Origin of the sequence: Enterobacter sp. CM29 (genome assembly GCF_013179605.1) — a bacterium.
GTDB classification, from domain to species: Bacteria; Pseudomonadota; Gammaproteobacteria; order Enterobacterales; family Enterobacteriaceae; genus Enterobacter; species Enterobacter intestinihominis.
This window is the reverse complement of record NZ_JABMCU010000035.1, coordinates 1-26,732: the sequence shown is the minus strand read 5'-3', so window position 1 is coordinate 26,732 and position 26,732 is coordinate 1. Positions and strand designations below refer to the sequence as shown.

Annotated in this window: 24 protein-coding genes; 8 read left to right on the top strand and 16 right to left on the bottom strand. The window is 54.7% G+C overall.

The features are described 5' to 3' along the window. From HP459_RS06870 to blr, 3 genes are all read right to left on the bottom strand, one after another. The coding region (locus HP459_RS06870; RefSeq protein WP_171936048.1) for a DUF2569 family protein at positions 1–159 on the bottom strand (159 nt) is incomplete at its 3' end. 85 nt (positions 160–244) lie between these two features. Then, complete coding sequence (gene ydgT / locus HP459_RS06865) at positions 245–460, bottom strand: transcription modulator YdgT (protein ID WP_000217941.1); 216 nt, start codon at positions 458–460, stop codon at positions 245–247. A gap of 229 nt (positions 461–689) precedes the next feature. Then, positions 690–815: a division septum protein Blr gene (blr, locus tag HP459_RS06860; protein ID WP_151884424.1), complete on the bottom strand. Its 126-nt coding sequence runs from the start codon at positions 813–815 to the stop codon at positions 690–692. A 239-nt stretch (positions 816–1,054) separates the two neighbouring features. Here blr and HP459_RS06855 point away from each other — a divergent pair, with 239 nt between their 5' ends. Continuing rightward, positions 1,055–2,095, top strand: coding sequence for an oxidoreductase (locus tag HP459_RS06855; protein WP_023306015.1), 1,041 nt, complete (start codon positions 1,055–1,057; stop codon positions 2,093–2,095). Positions 2,096–2,151: 56 nt separating this feature from the next. Here the strand turns inward: HP459_RS06855 and add are convergent, their stop codons facing one another. The 3 genes from add to malX form a co-directional block, all read right to left on the bottom strand. After that, positions 2,152–3,150, bottom strand: coding sequence for an adenosine deaminase (gene add, locus HP459_RS06850; RefSeq protein WP_022647922.1), 999 nt, complete (start codon positions 3,148–3,150; stop codon positions 2,152–2,154). Between the two features lie 96 nt (positions 3,151–3,246). Then, the gene (locus HP459_RS06845) at positions 3,247–4,419 is read right to left on the bottom strand and encodes a MalY/PatB family protein (protein ID WP_171936047.1); all 1,173 of its coding nucleotides are present in this window, start codon (positions 4,417–4,419) and stop codon (positions 3,247–3,249) included. 49 nt (positions 4,420–4,468) lie between these two features. Further along, the gene (gene malX, locus HP459_RS06840) at positions 4,469–6,061 is read right to left on the bottom strand and encodes a maltose/glucose-specific PTS transporter subunit IIBC (protein ID WP_023299967.1); all 1,593 of its coding nucleotides are present in this window, start codon (positions 6,059–6,061) and stop codon (positions 4,469–4,471) included. 179 nt (positions 6,062–6,240) lie between these two features. Between malX and HP459_RS06835 the strand changes: the two genes are divergently transcribed. Beyond that, positions 6,241–7,269: a Mal regulon transcriptional regulator MalI gene (locus HP459_RS06835; protein ID WP_023299968.1), complete on the top strand. Its 1,029-nt coding sequence runs from the start codon at positions 6,241–6,243 to the stop codon at positions 7,267–7,269. A gap of 55 nt (positions 7,270–7,324) precedes the next feature. Here HP459_RS06835 and HP459_RS06830 read toward each other — a convergent pair whose 3' ends face one another. Both HP459_RS06830 and manA read right to left on the bottom strand, forming a co-directional pair. Further along, positions 7,325–8,851: a YdgA family protein gene (locus tag HP459_RS06830; RefSeq protein WP_022647926.1), complete on the bottom strand. Its 1,527-nt coding sequence runs from the start codon at positions 8,849–8,851 to the stop codon at positions 7,325–7,327. A gap of 99 nt (positions 8,852–8,950) precedes the next feature. Next, positions 8,951–10,126 carry a mannose-6-phosphate isomerase gene (gene manA / locus HP459_RS06825; protein WP_171936046.1) on the bottom strand — a complete coding sequence of 392 codons (1,176 nt, stop codon included), beginning with the start codon at positions 10,124–10,126 and terminating at the stop codon, positions 8,951–8,953. A gap of 199 nt (positions 10,127–10,325) precedes the next feature. On the opposite strand from manA, the gene fumA reads away from it, so the two are divergent. Together fumA and fumC are read left to right on the top strand one after the other, a co-directional pair. Continuing rightward, complete coding sequence (fumA, locus tag HP459_RS06820; protein WP_022647928.1) at positions 10,326–11,972, top strand: class I fumarate hydratase FumA; 1,647 nt, start codon at positions 10,326–10,328, stop codon at positions 11,970–11,972. A 182-nt stretch (positions 11,973–12,154) separates the two neighbouring features. After that, positions 12,155–13,549, top strand: coding sequence for a class II fumarate hydratase (gene fumC / locus HP459_RS06815; protein ID WP_022647929.1), 1,395 nt, complete (start codon positions 12,155–12,157; stop codon positions 13,547–13,549). Here the strand turns inward: fumC and tus are convergent, their stop codons facing one another. From tus to rstA, 4 genes are all read right to left on the bottom strand, one after another. Continuing rightward, entirely contained in the window at positions 13,550–14,479 is a 930-nt protein-coding gene (tus, locus tag HP459_RS06810) for a DNA replication terminus site-binding protein (protein WP_022647930.1), read from the bottom strand. Positions 14,480–14,553: 74 nt separating this feature from the next. Next, positions 14,554–15,852 carry a two-component system sensor histidine kinase RstB gene (gene rstB / locus HP459_RS06805; protein ID WP_063145994.1) on the bottom strand — a complete coding sequence of 433 codons (1,299 nt, stop codon included), beginning with the start codon at positions 15,850–15,852 and terminating at the stop codon, positions 14,554–14,556. 325 nt (positions 15,853–16,177) lie between these two features. Continuing rightward, positions 16,178–16,549 carry an anti-adapter protein IraM gene (gene iraM, locus HP459_RS06800; protein WP_023299972.1) on the bottom strand — a complete coding sequence of 124 codons (372 nt, stop codon included), beginning with the start codon at positions 16,547–16,549 and terminating at the stop codon, positions 16,178–16,180. A 437-nt stretch (positions 16,550–16,986) separates the two neighbouring features. After that, complete coding sequence (gene rstA / locus HP459_RS06795) at positions 16,987–17,703, bottom strand: two-component system response regulator RstA (protein WP_171936045.1); 717 nt, start codon at positions 17,701–17,703, stop codon at positions 16,987–16,989. Positions 17,704–17,830: 127 nt separating this feature from the next. Between rstA and HP459_RS06790 the strand changes: the two genes are divergently transcribed. Further along, positions 17,831–18,166, top strand: coding sequence for a GlpM family protein (locus HP459_RS06790; protein ID WP_022647934.1), 336 nt, complete (start codon positions 17,831–17,833; stop codon positions 18,164–18,166). On the opposite strand, the gene folM is transcribed toward HP459_RS06790, so the two are convergent. The 3 genes from folM to ydgH form a co-directional block, all read right to left on the bottom strand. Further along, positions 18,163–18,885 carry a dihydromonapterin reductase gene (folM, locus tag HP459_RS06785; RefSeq protein ID WP_022647935.1) on the bottom strand — a complete coding sequence of 241 codons (723 nt, stop codon included), beginning with the start codon at positions 18,883–18,885 and terminating at the stop codon, positions 18,163–18,165. The genes HP459_RS06790 and folM overlap by 4 nt on opposite strands. A 39-nt stretch (positions 18,886–18,924) precedes the next feature. Beyond that, positions 18,925–20,307 (bottom strand): amino acid permease, encoded by a 1,383-nt coding sequence (locus HP459_RS06780; protein WP_023306086.1) that lies wholly within the window; start codon positions 20,305–20,307, stop codon positions 18,925–18,927. Between the two features lie 185 nt (positions 20,308–20,492). Next, positions 20,493–21,437 (bottom strand): DUF1471 family protein YdgH, encoded by a 945-nt coding sequence (gene ydgH, locus HP459_RS06775; RefSeq protein ID WP_022647937.1) that lies wholly within the window; start codon positions 21,435–21,437, stop codon positions 20,493–20,495. Positions 21,438–21,972: 535 nt separating this feature from the next. Between ydgH and pntA the strand changes: the two genes are divergently transcribed. The 3 genes from pntA to HP459_RS06760 all read left to right on the top strand — a co-directional run bounded on the left by pntA (position 21,973) and on the right by HP459_RS06760 (position 26,121). Then, complete coding sequence (pntA, locus tag HP459_RS06770; protein ID WP_017384575.1) at positions 21,973–23,502, top strand: Re/Si-specific NAD(P)(+) transhydrogenase subunit alpha; 1,530 nt, start codon at positions 21,973–21,975, stop codon at positions 23,500–23,502. Positions 23,503–23,512: 10 nt separating this feature from the next. Further along, the gene (pntB, locus tag HP459_RS06765) at positions 23,513–24,901 is read left to right on the top strand and encodes a Re/Si-specific NAD(P)(+) transhydrogenase subunit beta (RefSeq protein ID WP_126291098.1); all 1,389 of its coding nucleotides are present in this window, start codon (positions 23,513–23,515) and stop codon (positions 24,899–24,901) included. 107 nt (positions 24,902–25,008) lie between these two features. Continuing rightward, positions 25,009–26,121, top strand: a complete 1,113-nt coding sequence (locus HP459_RS06760) for a mechanosensitive ion channel family protein (protein WP_022647940.1) — start codon at positions 25,009–25,011, stop codon at positions 26,119–26,121. A 38-nt stretch (positions 26,122–26,159) separates the two neighbouring features. Here the strand turns inward: HP459_RS06760 and uspE are convergent. Beyond that, positions 26,160–26,732, bottom strand: a 573-nt coding sequence (gene uspE / locus HP459_RS06755) for a universal stress protein UspE (protein WP_171936044.1), incomplete at its 5' end; no start/stop codon positions are given.

Sequence of the window (26,732 nt, the reverse complement as noted above, 5' to 3'; positions counted from 1 at the left end):
GAGCGCGCTCTGAGACATCAGTGTCTGGATAGCATGAGGAGTAACCAGTGCAGTGGTGTAAAGCAACAGCGCCAGCGAAGCGCTTAATAAAGCCACCAGCAGCCATGCCAGCGGGGCGATTAACCAGCCCCCAATTCTCTCTCCAGGCAATGCGGTCATACGCTCTCCCATAGTCTGCGCGAAATGTTATACAGAAATTTGCAGGGCGGAGAGTATATAACATTTCACGCCGAAGGCTACTTTCTTATACAACGTAACGCCAGACAGATTTAGGTACTTCCCCCACGTTGAACAGACGACCGCCAGAGACGAGTTCGGCGCGACGATGGTCAGCCGCGCGGTACATATTGATGATGTCCTGATTATCCGACAGCGTGTAGTTCAGATGGTCAAACAGTTTTTCCAGGCTTTCGAGGGAATTGATCTTGCGAAATTTTAATAAATAGTCCTGAACTGTCATATTAATAAGTTTCCATATAAAAGGGTAATACCCATAAAGGTAATGCGTTCGAATAATAAACGGATTAATAAAGACGTAAACTGTCCACTCGGGTAACGCGACGAAATTAGGAGTTTTCTTTGCGAAGAATCAGGCATCAGCAGATGCCTGGAAGAGAAGGGTAACCCCGTTCATTACGGCTGGCAATACGTTCCATGACGTAATGTGTCACGCTTTATGACGATGCGGCTTACTTTTGTTGAGCAACAGTAACAGGCTCCGGCGGCTGGTAGTTATCGATATGGCTGGCAATGCCGAGCAACACGACTGAAACGCCAAGGACAATCCATCCCGCTAATTCAATGATTCGATTAATTATTGATGACATATTTTGTGTTTGTAATTTATCCATAAATACAGATTACAAATGTTACAGCGGCCTTTTCGACAGAGCAAGCGCTTTGGGAACGATTCCCGGGCCCCATATACACACTTTAATGCGAGGTAACAAAAAAAGCTGTCGCGAGATGCTATTTTAACTCACAGGGCACATTATTAATCTGTGCGTTAAGCACAAGGCCAGTGATAAATAAGCGCACAGCGAGGGGGCATACGATGAGTGAAAACATCCGCGTCGGTCTTATTGGCTACGGGTACGCAAGCAAAACCTTTCATGCGCCGCTGGTTGCCGGCACGCCGGGAATGGAACTGGCGGCTATCACAAGCAGCGATGAAACCAAAGTCCATGCCGACTGGCCAGCCGTGCCGGTGGTAACGGAGCCTAAGCATCTGTTTAACGATCCTAATATTGACCTTATTGTCATTCCCACCCCTAACGACACCCATTTCCCCCTGGCGAAAGCGGCGCTGGAGGCTGGCAAACATGTCGTTGTCGATAAGCCTTTTACCGTGACGTTGTCACAGGCGCGCGAGCTGGATGCGCTGGCGCGAAGCCTGGGTCGGTTATTGTCGGTCTTTCACAACCGGCGCTGGGATAGTGATTTCCTGACGATCAAAGCGCTGATAAACGAAGGCACGCTCGGCGAAATTGCTTTTTTTGAGTCTCACTTCGATCGTTATCGTCCGCAGGTGCGAGATCGCTGGCGCGAGCAGGCGGGACCGGGCAGCGGCATCTGGTATGACTTAGCGCCGCATCTTCTCGATCAGGCCGTTCATCTGTTTGGTCTGCCCGTAAGCATGACGGTCGATTTAGCGCAGCTCAGGCCGGGGGCGCAGACCACCGACTATTTCCACGCCGTTTTGAGTTATCCGCAGCGGCGCATTGTGCTGCACGGGACAATGCTTGCGGCGGCGGAATCGGCCCGTTATATCCTTCACGGGGCGCGCGGCAGCTATGTGAAGTTCGGCCTGGATCCGCAGGAAGAGCGCCTCAAAAATGGCGAACGCTTACCGCAGGAGGACTGGGGCTACGACATGCGGGACGGGGTGGTGACGCGTGCGGAGGGTGAGGTACTGGTTGAAGAGACGGTGTTGACCCAGCCTGGGAACTATCCGGCGTATTACGCCGCAATTCGTGACGCGCTGAACGGTTCAGGTGAAAATCCGGTTCCGGCGAGCCAGGCAATCCAGATTATGGAGCTCATCGAGCTGGGGATCGAATCTGCCAAACATCGCGCAACGCTCTGTCTGGCATAAGTGCCAAACGCTTTCGTAGGCCGGGTAAGCGCAGCGCCACCCGGCAGTAAAGAGGACTACTGAGCAACTTTATCGCGCAGCGCCTGTTTCTCTTCAGGCGTCAGGAAGGCGATCTCCAGCCCGTTGATTTGCGCCTGACGGATCTGCTCGCGGCTCAGCCCGGCCTGCGGCGCGGCGATGTTGTATTCGTGAATAATATCCACGCCCTGAACCGCCGGATCGTCCGTGTTCAGTGAAGCCAGCACCCCGTGTTCAAGGAAGGTTTTCAGCGGGTGTTGCGCCAGCGACGCCACTGTACTGGTCTGAATATTGGAGGTCAGGCAGGATTCGATTCCAATACGTTGTTCGGCGAGGAAATCCATCAGCGCGCGATCTTCAATGGCTTTCACACCGTGACCAATACGTTCCGCACCCAGTTCACGAATGGCCTGCCAGATGCTTTCCGGCCCCGCGGCTTCGCCAGCATGAACGGTAATATGCCATCCTGCATCACGTGCGCGGTTGAAATGAGACAGGAACAGGCTGCCCGGGAAGCCCAACTCATCACCGGCCAGGTCGATGGCGGTGATCTGGTCGCGATGCGCCAGTAACGCTTCCAGCTCCTGAAGACAGGCCGCTTCACCGAAGGTACGGCTCATAATGCCGATCAAACGCGCCTGAACGTCAAAGGTTTTGCAACCTTCACGCACGCCCTCAATGACCGCTTCAACCACGCCCGCTACGGGGAGACTGTGGGTCATCGCCATATAGCCCGGAGAGAAACGCAGTTCGACATAGTGCAGGCCGTTGCGAGCGGCATCTTCGATGTTTTCAAAGGCGACACGGCGACAGGCATCGAGCGAGGCCAGCATCTTCACGCCCCAGTCAAGCTTGCTCAGAAAACTTACCAGATCCGGCTCGTTCGACGTCACCTGGACATGGGGGATCAGGGTTTCAAGCGTTTCGGCAGGAAGCGTTAAATTGAACTGGCGACCAAGATCGAGAATAGTTTGGGCACGAATGTTCCCGTCGAGGTGGCGGTGAATATCAGTTAAAGGCAGGCGTGTATCAATCATGGTCGCACTCTTTGCTGGTTAAAGTGCGCCATATTATAAAAACAAAACGGGGGAAAAAGCTATTTGCGCAAGGGAATATTCCGTTGCGCAAATTATTTACAGCAGAGTGTTGATACCCGCAATAAGGCGCTTAACGCCCTGTTCGAGCTTACTGCGAGGACAGCCAGCGTTCAGTCGCACATAGCCTTTACCTTCATCCCCATAAGTATATCCCGGCATGATGGCCACTTTTTGCTGTTCAATCAGCACGTTTTGCAGCGTATTGTCATCAATACCGAGTGGGCTGAGATCAATCCAGGCCAGATAGGTGGCCTCTGGCGGTTGCCAGTTGAGTGTCGGAAATGCAGCATTCAGTTCGTCAGCAATGTAGCGCAGGTTTTCTTCGAGATAGGTCCGCAGCGCGTCCAGCCAGGGTTCGCCCTGCCGGTAAGCAGCAATGTGCGCGGTCAGCGCCAGCACGGAAGGGGAAGAGAGTCCGTCCCGCCCTTTTAATGCATTCAGATAGGCGTTACGGCTGTCGTCATCGGCGATAAGCCCCCAGGCGCCCGTCAGTGCCGGAATATTGAAGCTTTTGGAACCGGAGGTCAGCAGCGCCCATTTACCGCGTGCAACCTCATTCCACGGGGTATGGCGATGCGTGCCCCATACCATGTCCATATGAATTTCGTCGCTGATTACCGCCACATCATGACGGCTGCAAAGCGTTGCAATAGTGGCCAGCTCTTCCCGCGTCCAGACTTTGCCGGTCGGATTTTGCGGGCTACACAGCAGCAGAACCGTGTTTTCCGGTTTTGCCAGCGCCGCTTCCAGCGCGGCCATATTGCCGTCCCAGCCACGCGCCGTTTTCTGCATCGGCACGGAAACAACGGTACGCTGGTTGCCTTCAATGGCTTTATAAAAGGCATCGTAAGCCGGGGTATGAACCACCACGCCGTCGCCAGGCGCGGACCATATGCGGATCAGCTCCGAGACCATATAAATGACCGACGGCCCATACACTACGGTTTCGGTATCAATCTGACTGTTAAAGCGTTGCCGGAACCAGTGCGCCACGGCAGCCAGAAATTCGTCATTTTTCCAGCGGCTGTAGCCAAACACGCCGTGGTTGATGCGCTGGTGCAGCGCATCGGTAATACAGGGAGCGGTGGCGAAATCCATATCAGAGATGGTGAAGGGCAGCAGGTCGGCAGCCCCAAAACGGTCAGCGACATAATCCCACTGGGTACACCAGGTGCCGTGTCGATCCACGACGGTAGAAAAATCAAACATGACGGTGCTCCGTAAAGTAAAACCCCCTCATGACGAGGGGGGCGAGGCATCAGGCTTCGACGGTTCGCATCAGGGTTGCCAGCTCATCCTTCACTGACTGTACCTGCGGGCCAATGACGACCTGCAAATTGTGTTGATTTAACTGTACCACGCCGATAGCCCGGTTAGCTTTAAGTGCGTTGGTATCCACTTTGGACATGTCCGCCACCGACAAACGCAGGCGGGTGATGCAGTTATCCAGAGAGGTAATGTTATCCGCACCGCCCAGCGCCGCCAGAATAGCCGGCGTGTTATATCCGGATTTCCCAACGGTACCGGCCACTGCCTGTTCAACGCTGGTGGCCGTATCGGTATCGCGGCCAGGCGTTTTCAGGTTAAAGCGGGTGATGGCGAAGCGGAAGATCCCGTAGTAAACCGCGAACCAGATGGCGGCCACAACCGGCACCAGGTACCACTTGGTGGACAGGCCGTGCAGGATACCGAATACCACGAAGTCAATCACGTTACCGTCAGTGTTACCGATGGTTACACCGAGCACAGCCATCACGGTGAAGCCCAGGCCTGTCAGTACGGCGTGGATGAGGTATAACACCGGTGCCACGAACAGGAACAGGAACTCGATAGGTTCTGTCGTACCGCCCACCACGCAGGCAATAACGCCGGAGATCAGCAGGCCTTTAATTTTATGACGATTTTCCGGGCGGGCGCAGTGGTACATCGCCAGCGCAGCGCCCGGCAGGCCGCCGAGGAAGGCAGGCATTTTCCCCTGAGAGAGGAAACGCGTCGCACTTTCAGAGAAGCCGTGCGTGGTCGGGCAGCTCAGCTGGGCCTGGAAGATGGTCAGCGCGCCGCTAACGGAATGACCGCAAACGTCCATAGTGCCGCCTGCTTCAGTAAAGCGGATCAGGGCAACCAGGATATGCTGTAAACCAAATGGCAGCAGCAGACGTTCACCCGTACCGAAAATCATCGGGCCGAAATCACCCGCGCCGTTGATAATGCGGCCAATACCGGTGATCCCCATGGCAAAAACCGGCCAAATCAGAGGGATGATCAGACCAAACAGACCCATCACAACCAGCGTAATGATTGGCACAAAGCGGGTGCCGCCGAAGAAGGCCAGCGCATCGGGCAGGCGGATGTTATGAAAGCGCTCGTGCAGCATCCAGATGATCACTCCCGCGATCACGGCTCCAAGGATCCCGGTATCGATGGACTGAATTCCAATCACGCTCTGAATGTTATTGGCTTTCAGTACCGCCGCGTCGGTCGTGGGCAGGATCCCTTTGGCGGTCAGCCAGAAGTTAACCGCAAGGTTCATGACCGCATAGCCAACGAAGCCCGCAAACGCCGCCACGCCTTTGTTTTCGCGCGCCAGACCCAGAGGAATGGCGATACAGAACATTACCGGCAGGAAGCTAAAGGCAAAAGAGCCGACCTTGCTCATCCAGATGAAGATCGCCTGAAGTACCGGATTTCCGAGGAAAGGGATTAGAGTAATGACGTCATGGCTGCTTAACGAGCTGCCGATCCCCAGCATGATCCCGCAAAAAGAGAGAAGCGCCACGGGCAGCATAAAGGTTTTGCCCAGTTGCTGGAAAAACTCCCACAGCGATATTTTTTGTGCTGCTTTCGTCGTCATAAAACGACTCCTTAAATGGTAGAAAGAGATTTAACGACCGCGATGGGGCGAAAAGATAAAACGTTTTATCAAACTTTAGTGCGCGCTAAATCACATTCTCAGGCTTTTACTGGTAGTATAAAGATAACGTATTGATAAAACGTTTTAGCGATCTCATTATCAAGGAGTCACGCCACCACATGGCTGTAGCGAAAAAGATCACCATCAACGATGTCGCGCTGGCGGCGGGGGTTTCCGTTAGCACCGTTTCGCTGGTATTGAGCGGGAAAGGGCGCATCTCTCCTGCTACGGGTCAGCGCGTCAACGAGGCCGTTGAGCAACTGGGCTTTGTGCGTAATCGCCAGGCGTCGGCGCTGCGCGGTGGGCAAAGCGGGGTGATAGGGCTGATTGTTCGCGACCTCGCGTCGCCGTTTTATGCAGAACTGACCGCCGGGCTTACCGAGGCGCTTGAAGCGCAGGGGCGAATGGTTTTCCTGCTCCACGGTGGGCGCGAACCGGAGCAGCTGCTCTCCAGGCTGGATATGCTGCTGACGCAAGGGGTGGATGGGGTGATCGTGGCCGGCGCGTCCGGTGTGGGCAGTGAATTGTGTGAGCGCGCGGCGCAGAAAGGCGTACCGCTGGTGGTTGCGTCACGCGCCAGCTATCTCGACGAAGCCGATACCCTTCGGCCGGATAACATGCAGGCCGCGCAAATGCTGACCGAGCATCTTATTCATCGCGGCCATCAGCGCATCGCCTGGCTCGGCGGTAAAAGCTCGTCCCTGACGCGTGCCGAGCGGGTGGGCGGTTACTGCTCCACGCTCATCAAATACGGCTTGCCGTTTCACAGCGAATGGGTGGTGGAGTGTGAATCCAGCCAGAAAAAAGCCGCCGAAGCCATCGGCACGTTGCTTCGCAACAGCCCGACAATCAGCGCGGTGATTTGCTATAACGATGTGATTGCGATGGGGGCGTGGTTCGGCTTGATCCGCGCCGGACGCCAGAGCGGTGAGGGCGGGGTAGAAACGTTCTTCGGCCATCAGGTAGCGCTGGGGGCATTTGCGGATGTCGGTGAAAATGCGCTAGACGATCTCCCCATCGTCTGGGCGACGACGCCGGCTCGTGAAATGGGGTACACCCTGGCAGACCGAATTATGCAGCGTATTGAAAATACGGACGTGCAGGCCGGCCATCAGATTGTGGCGGCGCGGTTAGTGACGGTGAAGTAATCTCTGCTGCACATCGCCCGGCAATAAAAAACCCCTCATGCGAGGGGTTTTTCGTTTACTGCTGCGGTACTGCTGGCGGCGCTGCCGGTTCAGCCGGTGCCGGAATGCCCAGCGTCGGCATACCAAACATGCCGACAAAATCTTCCAGCGGCATTTTGTCGCCGTTGAGCGTTACCTGGCCATTAGCATATTGCAGGCTGGTGGAAATGGTGTTGTCTTCCACCTTCGTGATGCGGAACATCTGGCCCATCGCCGCCAGGCCTTTCACCTGTTGGTTTGCCAGTTTACCTGCATCTTCTTCACCATACCCTTCGAGTTTCGCAATCTGCGTCATGAACTCGGTTGCCATATCCATCGGGATGGTCAGCTTGCTGTCGAGCGATTTCACGCTGCGGTCAACTTCCTGCGCCAGGGTCTGCGGCTCGCCGGTCGCGGCCGCCGGATCCTTCAGGAACAGCGACAGGTTGAAGTTGGTTTCGCCTTTGTCGTTTTTCCAGCTCAGTGGCGCAACGGTAATTACCGGCTCGCCTTTCAGCAGGATCGGCAGGTTATTAAACAGCACGGCCATCGCCTGCTGCTGGTACGCCTGCGGGTTCTGTTGCAGGGCGGCATCGGTCAGCAGAGCCTGACTCTCTTTGCTGTATTTCTGGCTAAATTCGTGCCATGCCTGGCCGTCAATGTTGCCAATTTTCAGTGACAGCTTGCCGGTACCCAGGTCCTGATTCTGTACTTTCAGGCTTTTCAGGCTGTAATCCAGCTGGGTGTTGATGCTTTTACCGTCTTTGGAAACGTCAGACTTGCCGTCCAGATCCATGCCTTCCAGCACTGCCATCTCTTTACCTTCAATCGCAATGGCGATCTTATCGAGGCTCAGCTTCTGATCGCCAATACGCTCGTCAAAATCGGTCATACGGCTATTGCCGCTGGCTTTCAGGTTGTTGAAGGTAAGCTGGACCTTCTGGTTATATTCATTGACTGAATTCACCAGGCCGCTGGCGGCATCGCCGGTCAGAGAGACATTCTTGCCGTCGCGATCGGCATCAAGCTGGAAATTACCGCCGCTGAAGGCGACTTTATCGGTGCCTTGTTCGTAATTCAGCGCTTTCAGGTCGATGTCGGAACGCGTATCACCGGCATAGCTGATGCGGGTATTGATCTCGAACGGCGACTCATTTTTCGCCATATCGAAAATTGGCTTCGTCACCTCGTTATTTACCAGTACGGTTCTGGCGGATGCCATAGAGGGGATCAGGTTAAACTTTTTCAACTGTGCCAGCGGGAACGGACCGTGGCTGACCACTTCATCCAGTACCACGCTCTGGCCCGGTTTCAGCCAGGCGTTCTGATTGCCCGCTACCGGCTTCACCACCACCTGCATATGGCTGGTAAAGACGCCACGCTGGTAGTTCTGGTAGCTCAGCTCCAGACCTGCTTCAGGCGCGCTGCGCTTAATTTCGCTGTTTGCCTGTGCCATCATCTCTGCCAGACGGCTTTCCAGCTGTTTCCCGGTATACCAGGAAGCACCCGTCCAGATCACGCCTAAAGCAACAATCACTCCTACCGCTACGACCGATTTTTTCATTGCGATTATCCCTAAAATGAAACCAGGCGGTTAAAACCGCCTGGTGTTACAACGCCTGTTACTAGCTTAGCAAGAGTTGTTAAAAAATTCAGTAAGTCCCTAAAGCTTATTAAAAACGCGCGCCAGGCGACCAGTGCCGCTCACGAAGACAGGCGACTCGTTTGCCGGGACAAAAGCGGACTCCCCCGGTTTAAGCAGCAGACGCTCGCTACCGTTATGCAACGTCGCTTCGCCTTCCACACAGAACAGGATCGCGGCGCTCTCCTGTGCAATGGCGGTTTCGTCTGCGCTGAGGTCATGCAGGGAGAAGGCAAAATCGTCAACCGGAATCGGGAAGTCCAGTTCTGCGCCGTTTTTCACCGGCTGAGTAAGCAGCTCCGCAGCAGGTTTCGCCACGAACTTCACGTTGGCAACCAGCTCAGGGATGTCGATGTATTTTGGCGTCAGGCCCGCGCGCAGTACGTTATCGGAGTTAGCCATCACCTCCAGTGCCACGCCATTCAGGTAGGCGTGCGGGGTTTCAGCGAACAGGAACATTGCTTCGCCCGGGTTGAGCTTCACCACGTTCAGCAGCAGCGGAGAGAAGAGGCCGCTGTCGTCCGGATAAAACGCGGAAATTACGCGAATGGTGTCCCATGGCTCACCCTGCTGGCCGTTCAGCGCGGCTTTCAGCACCGCCAGCGCGTGGGATTTTTCCTCGCCCTGCATATTCAACAGGCTGGCAAACAGCGCGCTCAGGGCTTCTGCGTTCGGGTTTTCCAGGAAGTGGGCGATCGCGTTGTGAGCCCCAGCGACCGGTTGCAGCAGGGAGATGATCTCGGAAAACTCGCGGAAGGCATTCATCGCCAGGAAAGGGGTAAGGGCGAAAACCAGTTCCGGCTTGTGGTTAGGATCTTTGTAGTTACGCTCTGCGGCGTCTAACGGAATACCGGCGGCATTTTCTTTGGCAAAGCCCAGCTCAGAGGCTTTTTTGTTCGGGTGAACCTGAATGGAGAGCGGCTGGTCGGCGCACAATACCTTGAACAGAAAAGGCAGCTCACCAAAACGATTCGCCACTTTATCGCCGAGCAGCGCGGCTTTGTCGGCATCGATGACATCACGCAGGCTGCGCACCTGGCCGCTGGCATCTTCAATTTTTGAGCTGCTCTTCGGGTGCGCGCCCATCCACAGCTCTGCCATCGGCAGGTTGTCCGGGTTGGCGATACCGTAGAGATCCGTTAACGCAGTTTTACTTCCCCAGGCGTAGTTTTGCACTGAGTTGATGAGTTTTTGCATTATCAAGCCCTGATTCATATGTGGAATTAACTTCGCGTATTAAAGCAATAAACCGAATGGAAGTAACCTGGGGATGTAAAAAGTCGTACTAGTCTCAGTTTTTGTTAAAAAATTGTGTAGGATAAGCTGACTCGCTTTTAAGCCGGGCAGCGGAACATCTGCCCTGAATAAACAGACCGAAGCAGTAAGTGAGAGAATAATGTCGAATAAACCCTTCCATTATCAGGATCCTTTCCCCCTCAGTCAGGATCGGACCGAGTATTACCTGTTAACCCGCGATTACGTTTCTGTCTCTGAGTTTGAAGGGCAGGAGATCCTCAAAGTTGACCCGCAGGCGCTGACGCTGCTGGCGCAGCAAGCCTTCCACGATGCTTCCTTTATGCTCCGTCCGGCGCATCAGCAGCAGGTTGCCGATATTTTGAGCGATCCGGAAGCCAGCGAGAACGACAAGTACGTTGCCCTGCAATTCCTGCGTAACTCTGATATCGCGGCGAAAGGCATTCTGCCGACCTGCCAGGACACCGGCACGGCGATTATCACCGGTAAAAAAGGCCAGCGCGTCTGGACCGGCGGCGGTGACGAAGCGGCGCTGGCGCGCGGCGTTTACAATACCTACACCGAAGATAACCTGCGCTATTCGCAAAACGCGGCGCTGGATATGTACAAAGAGGTGAACACCGGCACCAACCTGCCTGCGCAGATTGACCTCTATAGTGTCGACGGTGACGAGTACAAATTCCTCTGCATTGCCAAAGGCGGCGGTTCAGCCAACAAAACCTATCTTTACCAGGAAACCAAAGCGCTGCTTACCCCGGGCAAGCTGAAGAACTATCTGGTTGAGAAGATGCGCACCCTTGGCACTGCGGCCTGCCCGCCGTACCATATCGCGTTTGTGATTGGCGGTACGTCTGCTGAAAGCACCCTGAAAACCGTTAAGCTGGCCTCAACCAAATACTACGATGGCCTGCCAACGGAAGGTAACGAACATGGTCAGGCGTTCCGCGACGTGCAGCTTGAGCAGGAACTGCTGGCCGAAGCGCAGAATCTGGGGCTGGGCGCGCAGTTTGGCGGCAAATACTTCGCGCATGACATTCGCGTGATCCGCCTCCCGCGCCACGGTGCATCCTGTCCAGTGGGGATGGGCGTGTCGTGCTCTGCGGATCGTAACATCAAAGCGAAGATCAACCGCGACGGCATCTGGATCGAAAAGCTGGAGAACAACCCGGGCAAATACATCCCTGAAGAACTGCGTAAAGCGGGTGAGGGCGAAGCGGTACGCGTTGACCTGAATCGCCCGATGAAGGAGATCCTGGCGCAGCTTTCGCAGTATCCGGTTTCAACGCGCCTTTCCCTGAACGGGACGATTATCGTGGGCCGCGACATCGCCCATGCGAAGCTGAAAGAGCGCCTGGACAACGGTGAAGGGCTGCCGCAGTACATTAAAGATCACCCGATCTACTACGCAGGCCCGGCAAAAACGCCTGATGGGTATGCTTCCGGCTCGTTAGGCCCAACGACGGCGGGCCGTATGGACTCCTACGTCGACCAGTTGCAGGCCAACGGTGGCAGCATGATCATGCTGGCGAAAGGCAACCGCAGCCAGCAGGTGACGGACGCGTGCCACAAGCACGGCGGCTTCTACCTCGGCAGCATCGGCGGCCCGGCAGCGGTGCTGGCACAGGGCAGTATCAAGAGCCTGGAGTGCGTGGAGTACCCGGAACTGGGTATGGAAGCGATCTGGAAAATTGAAGTGGAAGACTTCCCGGCGTTCATTCTTGTGGATGACAAAGGTAACGACTTCTTCAAACAGATCCAGTCTTCCCAGTGTTCGGCGTGTGTGAAGTAATTCTGTAAATTGCCGGGTGGCGCTGACGCTTACCCGGCCTACATTCTCGTAGGTCGGGTAAGGCGCAGCCGCCACCCGACATCAAAAAGAGCGCACAAAGCGCCATAACGTTTCTCAGAAGTCATCAATACTTATCTCTTAAGCATGTGAGCAATCCCATCTTTGTTATCAAGGAGTAAGTAATGACAATGCATCGCCGTGAGAAAGACTCCATGGGCGCCATCGACGTCCCGGCCGACAAGCTATGGGGCGCGCAAACCCAGCGTTCGCTGGAGCATTTCCGCATTTCGACAGAGAAAATGCCCGTCTCGCTAATCCAGGCGCTGGCGTTGACCAAACGCGCTGCCGCCAAAGTCAATCAGGATCTGGGCCTGCTGGATGCCGATAAAGCCTCCGCCATCATCAATGCCGCCGACGAAGTGCTGGCGGGCAAACATCCCGACGAATTCCCCCTTGCCATCTGGCAGACCGGCTCAGGCACCCAGAGCAACATGAACATGAACGAGGTGCTGGCGAACCGCGCAAGCGAGCTCCTTGGCGGCGTGCGCGGCATGGAGCGGAAGGTTCACCCGAACGATGACGTGAATAAAAGCCAGAGTTCCAACGACGTGTTCCCGACGGCCATGCACGTGGCGGCCGTCATCGCTATCCGCGAGCAGCTTATCCCGCAACTCAACGTGCTCAAATCTACGCTTAACGAGAAAGCGCAGGCTTTCGGCGACATTGTAAAAATTGGTCGTACGCACCTGCAGGACGCCACGCCGCTGACGCTTGGCCAGGAGATCTCCGGCTGGGTGGCGATGCTGGAGCACAATCTTAAGCATATAGACAACAGCCTGCCGCATCTGGCGGAGCTGGCGCTCGGCGGAACGGCGGTTGGCACCGGGTTAAACACCCATCCCGAGTACGCGGTGCGCGTGGCCGAAGAGCTGGCGAAGATCACCGGGCAGCCGTTTGTTACCGCCCCGAATAAATTCGAAGCGCTGGCGACCTGTGATGCGCTGGTCCATACCCATGGCGCGCTGAAAGGGCTGGCAGCCTCGCTGATGAAAATCGCCAACGACGTGCGCTGGCTGGCCTCCGGCCCGCGCTGCGGCATCGGCGAAATCAGCATTCCGGAAAACGAGCCGGGCAGCTCCATTATGCCGGGTAAAGTAAACCCGACGCAGTGCGAAGCCATGACCATGCTGTGCTGTCAGGTGATGGGTAATGACGTTGCGGTCAACATGGGCGGCGCGTCGGGTAACTTCGAGCTTAACGTCTATCGCCCGATGGTGATCCACAACGTACTGCAATCGATTCGTCTGCTGGCCGATGGCATGGAGAGCTTTAACGAGCACTGCGCGGTGGGCATTGAGCCTAATCGCGAGCGAATCAGCCAGCTGCTGAATGAGTCCCTGATGCTGGTCACGGCGCTAAACACCCATATTGGTTATGACAAAGCGGCCGAAATCGCTAAAAAAGCGCACAAAGAGGGGCTTACCCTGAAAGCCTCTGCGCTGGCGCTGGGCTACCTGACGGACGCCGAGTTTGATGCCTGGGTCCGCCCGGAAGCGATGGTGGGCAGCATCAGGTAATCACTGCGCCACATACAGGTGCAGCCGCGGGATAATCAGCTGTAGCGGCTGTGCCTGGGGTTTATAGCGATGCTGAACGTTTTCAGCATCGTAGTTCAGCAGTTCTCCTATATCCGGCACCACCGCACCCTGATCGGCATCGTAGAGCGCAATCAGCGGTGTCGGGCAGGCGTATTGCACCTGCTTTTGCTGTCCGGCATACCAGACACGAGCGATAGGCTGCACCTTCACCGGACGCTTTATTTTAAGACGGGTATCAGCCGGCAGGGAGGCAATGCTGTGGTACTCCTGCTCCAGCCGTTCAATCCACTGTTCCCGCGACCACGGGGCGACCGTTCGCGGCGATTTCAGGCTTTTCTCCAGCTGAGCCAGGATCTCGTCGCGCGTGAAGTTTTTAATGATGTGCTTGTTGGCCCAGCCGAAGCGCAGCGTGGCGGGGTGGCGCAGTACCGTCAGCGTGCGGTAAGCATTCAGGGTGATCAGCCCCGGAAGCTGGCGATGCACCCATTCAAAACGGGCAGCCGGTGCCAGCCCGGACTCAACGGTCACGATTTTCTCGAAGGCGGCTTTCAGCGTATTAATATGCGTAATTTGCGCCTCAATGGCTTCACGTGTTGCGGTATCCGTTTGCAGACAGATGACGCCGGGCAGGCGAACGGCGGCCTTACTGCTGCGATTTTCGGACTGCTGCTGGATGAAAAGGCGGCGATAGTGCTGCAACGTCAGTTCCAGCGCCACTTTACCGATATGCTGCGTTACCTCAATGGTGTTCAGCGGGTCGTGTTCCGCGCCTTTCGCCACCTCGGGCAGGGAAAAGACGCGGGCGGCCAGCAGGCGGCAGCCCTGTAGTTGCGCCGTCAGGGTCAGTAACGCCTGCTCTATTTCCCGAAATGTGGTGTTAAGCCTTTCGATGAGATCGTAAGTCGCCATAATAGCCCTTAATTAGTTACAACATACTACTGATATAGCACAACACGCCGGGTCAGGCCAGCGTGCGGTTTAGGTCAGGCAGGTACGGGAAGAGGAATGTTGTGATAGATCGGCCAGCTAAAGACGAACCGGGCCCCGCCCAGCTCGCTCGCTTCGCAGCGAACCGAACCGCCCATCGCCTGGGCAATAGAACGGACAATAGCCAGCCCCAGACCACAGCCGCCGGTAGCACGGTCGCGGCTGGGGTCGAGGCGCACAAACGGCTCGAAAACTTTTTCACGCTCCGCTGGCTCAATACCGGGGCCATCGTCTTCCACACACAGAATTGCCTGGCTCCCCTGCAAATCTAAACCTATGCGCAGCGTGGTTTCGCTGTAGCGCATGGCGTTGTTCATCAGATTATCCAGCACGCGTTCCATCAGGCGCATGTCCAGCGCGCCGTACGCGCCGGGGGTAATGGCTGTCAGCAGTTTTCGCTGAGGGTTAACGCTCTGCACATCGTTAATATGCGTCTGTAGCCAGACGGGAAGATCCGGCGTACTGAGGTGCAACTCCGTCTGAGGCCGATCGAGGCGGGCATAGGTCAGCAGCTCTTCAATCAGCGCTTCAAGCTGGCCAATATCCCGATTGAGGGCCTGCGATTCCGCGGCGGTGAGGTTCTCGCTCATCTCCAGGCGATAACGCAGGCGTACCAGCGGAGTGCGCAGTTCATGCGCAATGCCGTCGATAAGCTGCTTCTTGCTGGCAATCAGGGCGTTGATGTTATCGGCCATCTGGTTAAAGGCAATACCGAGACGGTCAAAACTGGAACCGCTATCGAAATGTATGCGTTCAGTTAAATGACCCTCCCCAAAACGCTGTGCGGCGGATTCCAGTTTCAGCATGTCCTGCCAGTGCGGTCGCATCCAGATGAACACAGGGAAAGCGAGCGAGATGGCAATAAAGCCCAGCAGGGCGAGATCCAGCAGGCGCATCTGGTGCAGGTAATAGAGATAGGGCACTGGCCCGACGGCCAGGACATAGTGGCTGCGCGGAATACGCTGAATGAAGGTATATTTCTCGTCCAGTGCGACGATGTCTCCGTCGCGCAAACGCTGCATCGCCGGCGGCGCTAAATCAAAATCCTTCATGGGTTCGATACGCAGATCAAACGACAGATTCAGATCCAGCTCTTTTAACGTACGTGCCCAGTCATGCGGAGGAATTTCGCGCAGCTCGCTACGCATCAGGTAGAGCGAGCTTTTCATCAGATCGTCCAGGGATTGTCTGCCCGCACGCTCTGCGGTGAACTTATAGACCAGCCCGACCAGCATGGTCATCACCAGAAAGCAGACAAACAGCAGTAAATAAAACTGAACAAACAGCTTCTTCATTAATTTCACCGAAACAGGGGCTTCACTACACGTCTTTTACCAGCAGGGTCGCTATGGGCGCAAGTCAGGCATGATGCGTTGAAAAGGGGTATTCGTCGAAAGGTAATAAAACACGGCATCGCTTTATTCCATCAATGCCCGGGTAATCCGTTTACGCTTCGCTATACGAGTTTATTTGCGATTGAGAGTATTTGTGAATCAGAATAACAATGACAAAGGCCACCTGCGGGTGGCTTTATTTATGGCGTTTACCAGTGAGAGGTATCCGGCGCAAACGGTGCGACAAAGAGACTTATCTTTGTAACCTGAACATTACCAACATTCGTTAATGTCTGGATTTGACTGTGCTGACAATCAGTGGATTCGTGATAAACCCATGCGGACACTTACGCGCGTTGCAATGCACCGCGTAGGTACATATCTCCTCTTCCTGGTTTCGATTGTATGGGCAGGCCATCTTGTTTTTAATTTCACTCCATAACATCTCGTTGTAAGGGGAGATGTTGTATATCGATATTGGCTTGAAAACGCCATTAATGAAGACGCCATTCTTTGTCGGATATATCCTATCGCCGGGGTACAAATAGACATCGCTTTCATACCAAATGATGAGTTTCAAGAACTTGAGTCCCAAGATGCTTGAATAAACGATTCCCGTGTTAGGACAAATTACCGAGCTAATGACTCTCCATGACATTGCTATACCTCGTTCATTAAATAATTGAGAGAGTATAAGGTTTAGCATGAGAATTAGATTTCTGCAAACGCGTAAGCTATTGAAAAAGATCGATATTATTTATATGCTAACTATATCCCCTTTGTTTTCATAAGGATAAGATAATAATTTAGTCAATTGTAAAGTTCATTTTTAACACAATGTGCATTTAAGTGACGGATTTTTGATCGATAATGGTTCCTGAACTGCTGAATATATATTGTACTATAGCAATGAAATACATTAGAGCTACTTTTGTTTACGCGAAAAATGCACATCGAAATTGAACAGGTAAGAGGAATGTGATCAAGGGATATTTCATGACTAACGATGCATATAATCGAAAACTTACGACGTATACCGATAACAATCCTGATGCATCGCAAGTTATTTTTCGAAATTTACTGTGTAGTTTTTTTTCAGGTTTCCCATGCGTGCGGGGCAAACAGGTAGCCCTTATTACGTACGGTTTTAATGCGGTAGGGCTCGGTGGCGCTGTCCTGCAGTTTTTTTCGCAGGCGAGAAATCGCCACATCAACGCTACGATCCATTCCGTCGTAACTTACGCCGCGCAGATTTTTCAGCAATGCATCCCGGTCCATAATTTGCCCGGCATGAGTTGCCAGCTCCCACAGCAGGTCAAAATCTGCGGTTGAGAGCGCAATCAGCTCCCTGGAAAGCATAACCTGTCGGTTGACCGGGTCGATAGAAAGCGTGCCGAACCGCATCGCCTTATGCGGCGTTAAAGAGGGCGCAGGCGCTTCACGCTCAGCGCTGGCACGCTGACGCAGATGAAGGCGCAAACGGGCAAGCAGGACCGCCGGCGGCGTGGTTTTCAGGATGTAGTCATTCGCGCCCATCTCAAGGGACAGAATATGATTCATATCGCTGTCGAGAGAGGTCAGCAGCACGATCGGGCCGTCCCACTTCGCGCGCAGATCCCGGCAAAGCGTCATGCCATCTTTTCCGGGCAGCATAATGTCCAGCAACACCAGGTCCGGATTTTCGCGGGTGACGACGTCTTCAGCGCGATCGCCACGAGGTTCGACAACCACTTCAATATCATGTTTACCCAGATAAGCGGCGATCAATTGACCCACTTCGGGTTCATCTTCAACATAAACAATCTTATTCATACTACGTCTGTCATCGCGAAAAACGTCAACATACACCGCACAACCTTAACCTTCCATTAATCTTTCATAATTAGCCGGAGTTCCGTTATCCTGCACGGGAATGTTATTTGATTGTTAAGGGAAAAGAATGGGGCTGTTGATCAAAGCCGCGCTGGGTGCGCTGGTCGTGCTGCTGATTGGGGTGCTGGCTAAAACGAAGAACTACTACATTGCCGGGCTTATCCCGCTGTTTCCCACCTTTGCGTTAATCGCGCACTATATTGTGGCCTCTGAGCGGGGTATAGAGGCGCTGCGTGCCACCATTGTATTCGGGATGTGGTCAATCATCCCGTATTTCATCTATCTGCTGTCGCTGTGGTACTTCACCGGTTTTCTGCGTCTGCCCCTGGCGCTGGGCGGGGCGGTGGTCTGCTGGAGCCTCAGCGCCTGGGTGCTCATCTTCTTCTGGAGCCGCTTTCACTAGCGCAGCGGGCGGCCACCGTCCACGGCAAACGTCCTTCCCGTGACGTAACAGCTGGTCAGCAGATAATCGATCAGGTCGATCACCTCTTTCTCGCCGGGCGCAATTTTCATCAACGATTTGTTAAGCGCCTGCTGACGATACTCGGCATCATCGCCCTCGTTAAATAAAATCATCGCCGGGGCAATCGCGTTGACTTTTACCTCGGGGGCCAGCTTGCGCGCGAACGAGCGAGTCATATTATCCAGCGCGGCTTTGCTGGCCGCGTAGGCAATGTGTTTATCGCTGCCTCGCTCCACCACGTAATCGGTGAAATGGATAATGTCGCCTGCGGCATGGCCGTGTCCGCGTAGCAGATCCTGTAGGGCATGGTTGAGCAGATAAGGCGCATTAACGTGGATCTGCATCATGCAGGCGAGCGTTTCGCTGAGCGAATGTCCTGCTTTTTCAGGAAGCCAGGTACTGGCGTTGTGAATAACCGCCCGCAGCCCGGGGGTGGTCGATTTCACTTTTTCCGCGAAAGCAAGAATACCTTCATCCGTGGAGAAATCCGCCTGAATGCAGACGGCTCCGGCATGTCGTAGCCCTTCAATGGAGGGATATTCCGTGCGGTAACTGACGATAACCGGATGGCGAAGATTGAGAAAGTGATGGGCGAGGGCGAGGCCGATGCGACGGCCTGCGCCAGTGATCAATATTGGGCGTTGCTGCGTGTGTCCCATCGTAATCTCCTTTTCAGTTCAACAATGGGACAGGCGGCGCTATCCCATTAACATCCACGTTGCCGGTACGGCAGCGACTAACAGCAAACCTATCAACGCCATTTCGCGGCGCTTAAGGGCATTATCAAGCTGATGCGTACGGCGAGCGTAGATAAATACCAGCAGGCCTGGCGCGTAGAGCACCACGGACAGCAGCAGATGCATCGGGCCGGAAGCATACAATAACCATAGACCGTAAATACAGGCACCTACGCCTACCGCATAGTGTGCCGGGCGGGTCGCAATTTTTAACAGATATGCGCCCACTAAGAAATAGGGTACCAGAATCATCTCGGAGGCGATGGTCAGCAGCGTGTTATAGTCCGAACCTGTGAGCCAGATCAGCACCAGACAGACCTGCACGCTGATGTTGGTGAGCCACAGAGAAGCCGATGGCGCACTGTTTTTATTCTGACGGGCAAACAGGCGCGGGAACGCTTTGTGCGTGGCGGCCAGGAACGGAACTTCCGCCGCCATAATGGTCCAGCTCAGGTACGCGCCGCAGACGGAGACAATCAAACCTGCCGCGATAACCACATCACCCCAGGGACCGAGCATTTTCACCATCAGCCCGGCCATGGACGGATTACGCATCTCCGCCAGTTCAGGGCGGGCCACCACACCGAGCGACAGCAGCGTCACCAGCAGATAAACGCCCAGCGCCGCCAGGACGGCCAGCAGTGTGGCGCGTCCCACGTCGCGTTTGTTACGCGCGCGGGCAGAGACCACGACGGCACCTTCAACACCGATGAACACCCACAGGGTAATCAGCATGGTATTTTTCACCTGCTCCCAGACGGGAACGCCCAACGCAATACCGCTGAAATCGAGCGTAAAGACATCGAGACGGAAGGCGAGGAAGGCCAGCACGACGAACAGGCCAAGCGGCACCAGCTTGGCCAGCGTCGCCACCAGGTTAATGCTGGCCGCGGTCTGAACACCGCGCAAAATCAACCAGTGAACAATCCACAGCAGCACCGAGGCGCCGACGATGGACTGCCAGGTATTGCCGTCACCAAACAGGCGCAGTTCGGGCGTATCGGTAAAGAAACTGAGCGCCGAGAAGACGATAACCAGATAGGAGACGTTGGCGATCACCGCGCACAGCCAGTAGCCCCAGGCGGAGCAGAAGCCAATCAGCTCGCCAAAACCTTCACGGGCGTAAGTGAATATTCCGCCGTCCAGATCCGGTCGGATACGCGTCAGCAGCAGCATGGCGAACGCCAGCAACAAAATCCCGACGCCGGTGATGCCCCAGCCAATCAATAATGCGGCCGGGCTGGCGACGGCCGCCATGTTCTGCGGCAAACTGAATACGCCCGCGCCCAGCATTGAGCTCAATACAAGTGCAGTTAACGCACTCAGGCCAAGTTTCTTTTCCATTGGCTTCCTGTTATGAAAAGTCCAAATCCAGAATAATTATTTCGCTAAGGCGCATAAAAATGGTGGATCACGCTAAGGCGCGGGATTTTACGGAGTGTGACGGATGCATGCAATGACATGGGGCAGAAATCAGAAAAAAAGTAACAAAAAAGGCGGCACTGCGCCGCCTTTATGAAACCGTTTTGTTACTTGTACAGATCGGCACTGATGGTCAGGTTGTTGCCACGTTCCTGCCACTGGCGGGTGATGTGGTAATACTTCGCGCCTTTCTTCGCAGCACGCTTCGCCACTTGATAGGAGATTTCTGTCATGTTGCCATAGTTGCCCGTAAACTTGATGCTGTCGAACGGCACCATCTGCGCGGCAGTGGCTTTGTTCAGCTCTTCAATTTTCGTGCCGTCTGGTAACGTAACGGTATAACGACCGCCTTTGGTGGATTGGGTTTCAAAGAAACGACCCACTTCTGCGCTTGGTGCCGCAGACGTTGCTACGCCCGGAATTTCAACTTTCTTCGCTTCTTCACCGCCTTTTGCTAACGCAGCACGACCGGCTTCTGAATCCGCTGGAATCGCATCCGGGCTTTGCACTACGCGTTTTTTCGCATCTTGCTTATAGATGAAGGCGGTAATGCGCTGGTTTCCGCCCTGGTTGGCATCAACCTGACGCACGATATAAAACGCGTAAGCGCCTTTTTCTCTCGCGGCTTTGGTGATGGCATCGTTAACTTCAGGCTGGCTGCGGTAGAAGCCCTGAACGGTCACGGTGTCATACGGTTCCAGCTGAACAGCCTGATCTTTCGGCAGTTCAACAATGCCGTTAATCACGCGGTTTTTCTGTTCATCTGCCTTTGGGGCATTCTCTTTGTACAGCGCAACAGTCACGCGCTGGTTACCGCTGTTGCCCTGATCGGACTGGTCAACAACGTAAAACGAGGCAGCGCCGTTTTTATCGGCGGCTTTTGATGCGGCGGCGACGGCATCGCCAATGGAATTATACCGACCCACAATGACCGTATGGTCAAAAGGTTTTAACGCTGCCGCTTGCTCCGGCGTCAACTCTGTCGCAGCATTCGCTGACAGGGCGGTCGCGGAAAGAAGTGCGGACGCCAGGAGTGTGTTCTTAAGCTTCATAAAAATAATCCTTCGCCTTGCGCAAACCATGTACTGGTGTTGTTGTTAATTTGAGACGGTCCCGATTATGGCATTTAACACCCGTCGCTGTCTGCGGCATTTTTCACAGCCTGTGCTCAGCAAAGGACCTGATTCGATAACATTTTGTGATATGTGGAAAAAACAGGCGTTTCACAAGAAAAACTGATTAAGCATATGACTTTTACAAGTTAATTTAATGTTAATGAGTTGTTCTTTTATGGCGCTATATCATGTTTTTACCGCTTCGCTTGCGCGATTTATCGGTCCTGAAGGCGAATTTAAGGTAAATATCTCTGTCAGTGACCCCGATCGCTTATTTTTCACAGATAAAATAAGAAATAGTGTTTTCTGGCGGTAGATCACGGGCGCTATTTTCAGTAGGTTATAGAAAGTTTGTTACTGTTTTATTTTCCGGGGTTAATCATTCTCCGTCGTTATCGCGATGGTGAAAATTGATACGAACCGCGGGCAATTATCGACAAACCATCATCACAAACCGATGGAAGGGAAAACTATGCGTATTGGGGTACCAAAAGAACGGTTAGCCAATGAAACCCGCGTAGCGGCAACACCAAAAACGGTGGAGCAACTGCTTAAACTGGGTTTTACCGTCGCGATTGAAAGCGGCGCGGGCAAACTGGCGAGTTTCGATGACGAGGCCTTTACTCAGGCTGGCGCGGACGTAGTGGACGGTGCTGAGGTCTGGCAATCACCCATTATTCTGAAGGTAAACGCACCGGAAGAGAGTGAAATTGAACTGCTGAACGCGGGCACGACGCTTGTGAGCTTTGTCTGGCCAGCCCAAAACCCGGAGCTGATGGAGAAGCTGGCGGCACGCGGTGTCACCGTGATGGCGATGGATTCCGTGCCGCGTATTTCGCGCGCGCAGTCTCTGGATGCGCTGAGTTCTATGGCAAACATTGCCGGCTATCGCGCCATTGTCGAAGCTGCGCATGAGTTTGGTCGCTTCTTTACCGGTCAAATTACGGCCGCAGGCAAAGTACCACCCGCGAAGGTGATGGTAATTGGTGCCGGTGTGGCAGGTCTTGCCGCTATTGGGGCCGCAAACAGCCTGGGCGCTATTGTTCGTGCGTTTGATACCCGGCCGGAAGTGAAGGAGCAGGTGCAGAGTATGGGCGCCGAATTCCTTGAGCTGGACTTCAAGGAAGAAGCGGGCAGCGGTGATGGTTACGCGAAGGTCATGTCTGAAGCCTTTATTAAGGCGGAAATGGCGCTCTTTGCGGCGCAGGCAAAAGAGGTGGACATCATTGTCACCACCGCGCTTATTCCGGGTAAACCGGCACCGAAGCTGATCACCCGTGAGATGGTGGATTCCATGCAGCCGGGCAGCGTGATTGTCGATCTGGCGGCGCAAAACGGCGGTAACTGTGAGTATACCGTGCCAAATCAGGTCACGACGACCGCGAACGGCGTGAAGGTGATCGGTTATACCGACCTGCCAGGACGTCTGCCAACCCAGTCCTCTCAGCTGTACGGCACGAACCTCGTTAATCTGCTGAAGCTGCTCTGCAAAGAGAAAGACGGCAACATCACCGTTGATTTTGATGATGTGGTGGTGCGCGGCGTGACCGTGGTGCGTGAAGGGGAAATCACCTGGCCTGCACCGCCGATACAGGTTTCCGCTCAGCCTCAGGCTGCGCCGAAAGCGGCGCCTGAGCCTGCAGAACCAGCGAAACCTGCGTCGCCGTGGCGCAAATACGCCATCATGGCGCTGGTCATTATCCTGTTTGGCTGGCTGGCGGACGTCGCGCCAAAAGAGTTCCTTGGCCACTTCACCGTCTTCGCGCTCTCCTGCGTGGTGGGTTACTACGTCGTATGGAACGTTTCCCATGCGCTGCATACCCCGCTGATGTCGGTTACCAATGCCATCTCCGGGATTATCGTGGTTGGGGCATTGCTGCAAATTGGTCATGGCGGCTGGATCAGCTTCCTGAGCTTCATTGCAGTGCTGATCGCCAGTATCAATATTTTCGGTGGTTTCACCGTGACTCAGCGCATGCTGAAAATGTTTCGTAAAGGCTAAGGGGTAGCATATGTCTGGAGGATTAGTTACAGCCGCATACATTGTTGCTGCAATCCTGTTTATTTTCAGTCTGGCGGGGCTTTCCAAACACGAAACGTCTCAGCAGGGAAATAACTTTGGTATCGCCGGGATGGCGATTGCGCTGATTGCCACCATCTTTGGGCCGGACACTGGCAACGTGGCGTGGATCCTGGTGGCGATGATCATCGGTGGTGCGATTGGTATTCGTCTGGCGAAACGCGTTGAAATGACCGAGATGCCGGAGCTGGTTGCTATTCTGCACAGCTTCGTGGGTCTGGCCGCGGTGCTGGTGGGCTTCAACAGCTATCTGTACCACGAACCGGGTCTGGAACCGATTCTGGTGAACATCCACCTGACCGAAGTGTTCCTCGGCATCTTCATTGGTGCGGTGACCTTCACCGGCTCAATCGTGGCGTTCGGCAAACTGCGCGGGAAGATCTCTTCCAAACCGCTGATGCTGCCTAACCGCCATAAGCTGAATCTGGCGGCGCTGGTCATTTCCTTTGTGCTGCTGGTGGTCTTCGTGCGTACCGAAAGCGTAGGCTTGCAGGTGCTGGCGTTACTGGTGATGACCATCATCGCGCTGGCCTTCGGCTGGCATTTGGTGGCGTCTATCGGCGGGGCAGATATGCCGGTAGTCGTCTCCATGCTGAACTCCTACTCCGGTTGGGCAGCGGCAGCAGCAGGCTTTATGCTGAGCAACGACCTGCTGATTGTCACCGGTGCGCTGGTCGGTTCTTCCGGTGCGATCCTGTCTTACATCATGTGTAAGGCGATGAACCGCTCGTTTATCAGCGTCATCGCGGGTGGCTTCGGTTCTGACGGTTCATCAACCGGTTCTGATGAGGAAGTGGGTGAACACCGTGAAATCAGTGCGGAAGACACCGCAGAGATGCTGAAAAACTCGCATTCCGTTATCATCACCCCGGGCTATGGCATGGCGGTGGCGCAGGCGCAGTATCCGGTCGCAGAAATCACCGAGAAACTGCGCGCGCGCGGTATCAAGGTTCGCTTTGGTATTCACCCGGTGGCGGGGCGTCTGCCTGGCCACATGAACGTGCTGCTGGCGGAAGCGAAGGTGCCTTACGACATCGTGCTGGAAATGGACGAGATCAACGATGATTTCGCCGACACCGACACCGTGCTGGTGATTGGCGCCAACGACACCGTTAACCCGGCGGCGCAGGACGATCCGCGCAGCCCGATTGCGGGTATGCCTGTTCTCGAAGTGTGGAAGGCGCAGAACGTCATTGTCTTCAAACGCTCTATGAACACCGGCTATGCTGGCGTGCAGAACCCGCTGTTCTTTAAAGATAACACCCACATGCTGTTTGGCGACGCCAAGGCCAGCGTGGATGCGATTCTGAAATCTCTTTAATTCCGCTTCATCCTGTCAAACCGCCCCTGGGGGCGGTTTTCTTATTTCTGCGGTCAGCCATTCTCCTCTGTCTATACTTTACCCTTTGTGTAATACGAGGAGGTGTAATGCAATTTCTGTCCCGCTTTGACATCATCGCGCTGATGATGACGCCATCATTCTGGATTGGCGTCGCCACGGTAGTCTTTGTAACTCTGCTGGTGTACTGGCTGCTGACGCGCCTGATCGCCTTTGTTAAGAAGGGGATCACCACCTGGGGCGACAAGCATCCCACCACCAACCGGATGCGTTTTATCCTGACGGATATGCTTAACCGCACCAGCCGCTTCCTGCTTTTTGTCGTGGCGCTGCTGTTCAGCCTGCGTTTCGTCGACTTACCGGATCATCTCTTTGGTACCGTGAGCCACGCCTGGTTCCTGGTCTTCGCCATCCAGGTGGCGCTGTGGATGGATCAGGGGGTGGTATCGTGGCTTCGTCACGTCATGCTGGCGCCGGGAAGCCATAAAAACCCGGTGACGCTGGTGATCACGGGGCTTATCCTCCGTGCCATTGTCTGGTCAGTGATGCTGCTGTCTATCCTTGCTAACGCGGGCGTCAACATCACTGCTCTGGTTGCCAGCCTTGGGGTAGGGGGTATTGCTATCGCCCTCGCGGTGCAAACGATCCTGAGCGACGTGTTTGCATCGCTCTCCATCGGTTTTGATAAGCCGTTCGAAATCGGCGATTTTGTGGTGTTTAACGATGTCGCCGGGACGGTAGAGCACATCGGCCTGAAAACCACTCGTATCCGTAGCCTGAGCGGGGAGCAGATTGTCTGCGGGAACGCCATCCTGCTGCAACAGACGCTGCATAACTACAAGCGGATGCAAACGCGCCGGATCGTCTTTACCTTCGGGGTCGCCAGCGACACGGCGCCGGAAAAACTGCGTTCAGTGGGTGATATGGTCAAACAGATCATTACCGACGTCGGGGAAACGAAGTTTGACCGCGCCCATTTCCTGGGCTTCGATCGCGATCGCCTGACCTTCGAGGTGGTCCATATCGTTAATACGGCGGATTACAACAAGTACATGGATATTCAGCAGGAGATCAATATTCGTATTCTGGAGGGGCTGAACCAGCAGGAGATCAAGCTGGCGCTGCCGAGCATGGTTCTGCACGCGCCCTGGATGAATGCTGGCGACGAGGCACCGGCGCAACGGTTGAGCGAAGCGCAATAAAAAAAGCCCGCCGTTACCGGCGGGCTTTCATTTTGGGGTCAATCGTCTTCCTCATCGTCCAGTTCAACCGGCGTCTGATACTGATCCGGCTTGATAACCAGAAGGTCGCAGCGAAGATGGTCGATCACCTGCTCGGCGGTATTACCCAGGAACGCGGCAGAAATACCGGTCCGGCCAATGGTGCCCAGCACCACAATCCCGGCCTGCAAATGCTCCGCCAGATCCGGAATAACCTCTTCCGGTAACCCTTTTTCTACGTGGGTCATGTTCTCATCGATACTGAATTTCTGGCGCAGCGCTTTCATGGCCAGCAGATGCTGACCGCGAATCGCATCGTTATACACGCTCGGGTCAAATTCAGGCAGCTCGATGGCGATATTGATTGGCGTAACCGGATAGGCTCCCACCAGATGGACTTCGGTATGGTTAACCTGGTCGGCAAGCTGAAGGGTCTCCTTCACCAGCTTCTCGTTCAGCGAATTGTGATAATCCTCTTCGCTGGCCAGATTGACCGCCACGACGGCTTTCCCGCCCTCAGGCCACGGCTGATCTTTCACCATCCATACCGGACAAGGGCATTTGCGCAGCAGGTGCCAGTCGGTCGGGGTGAA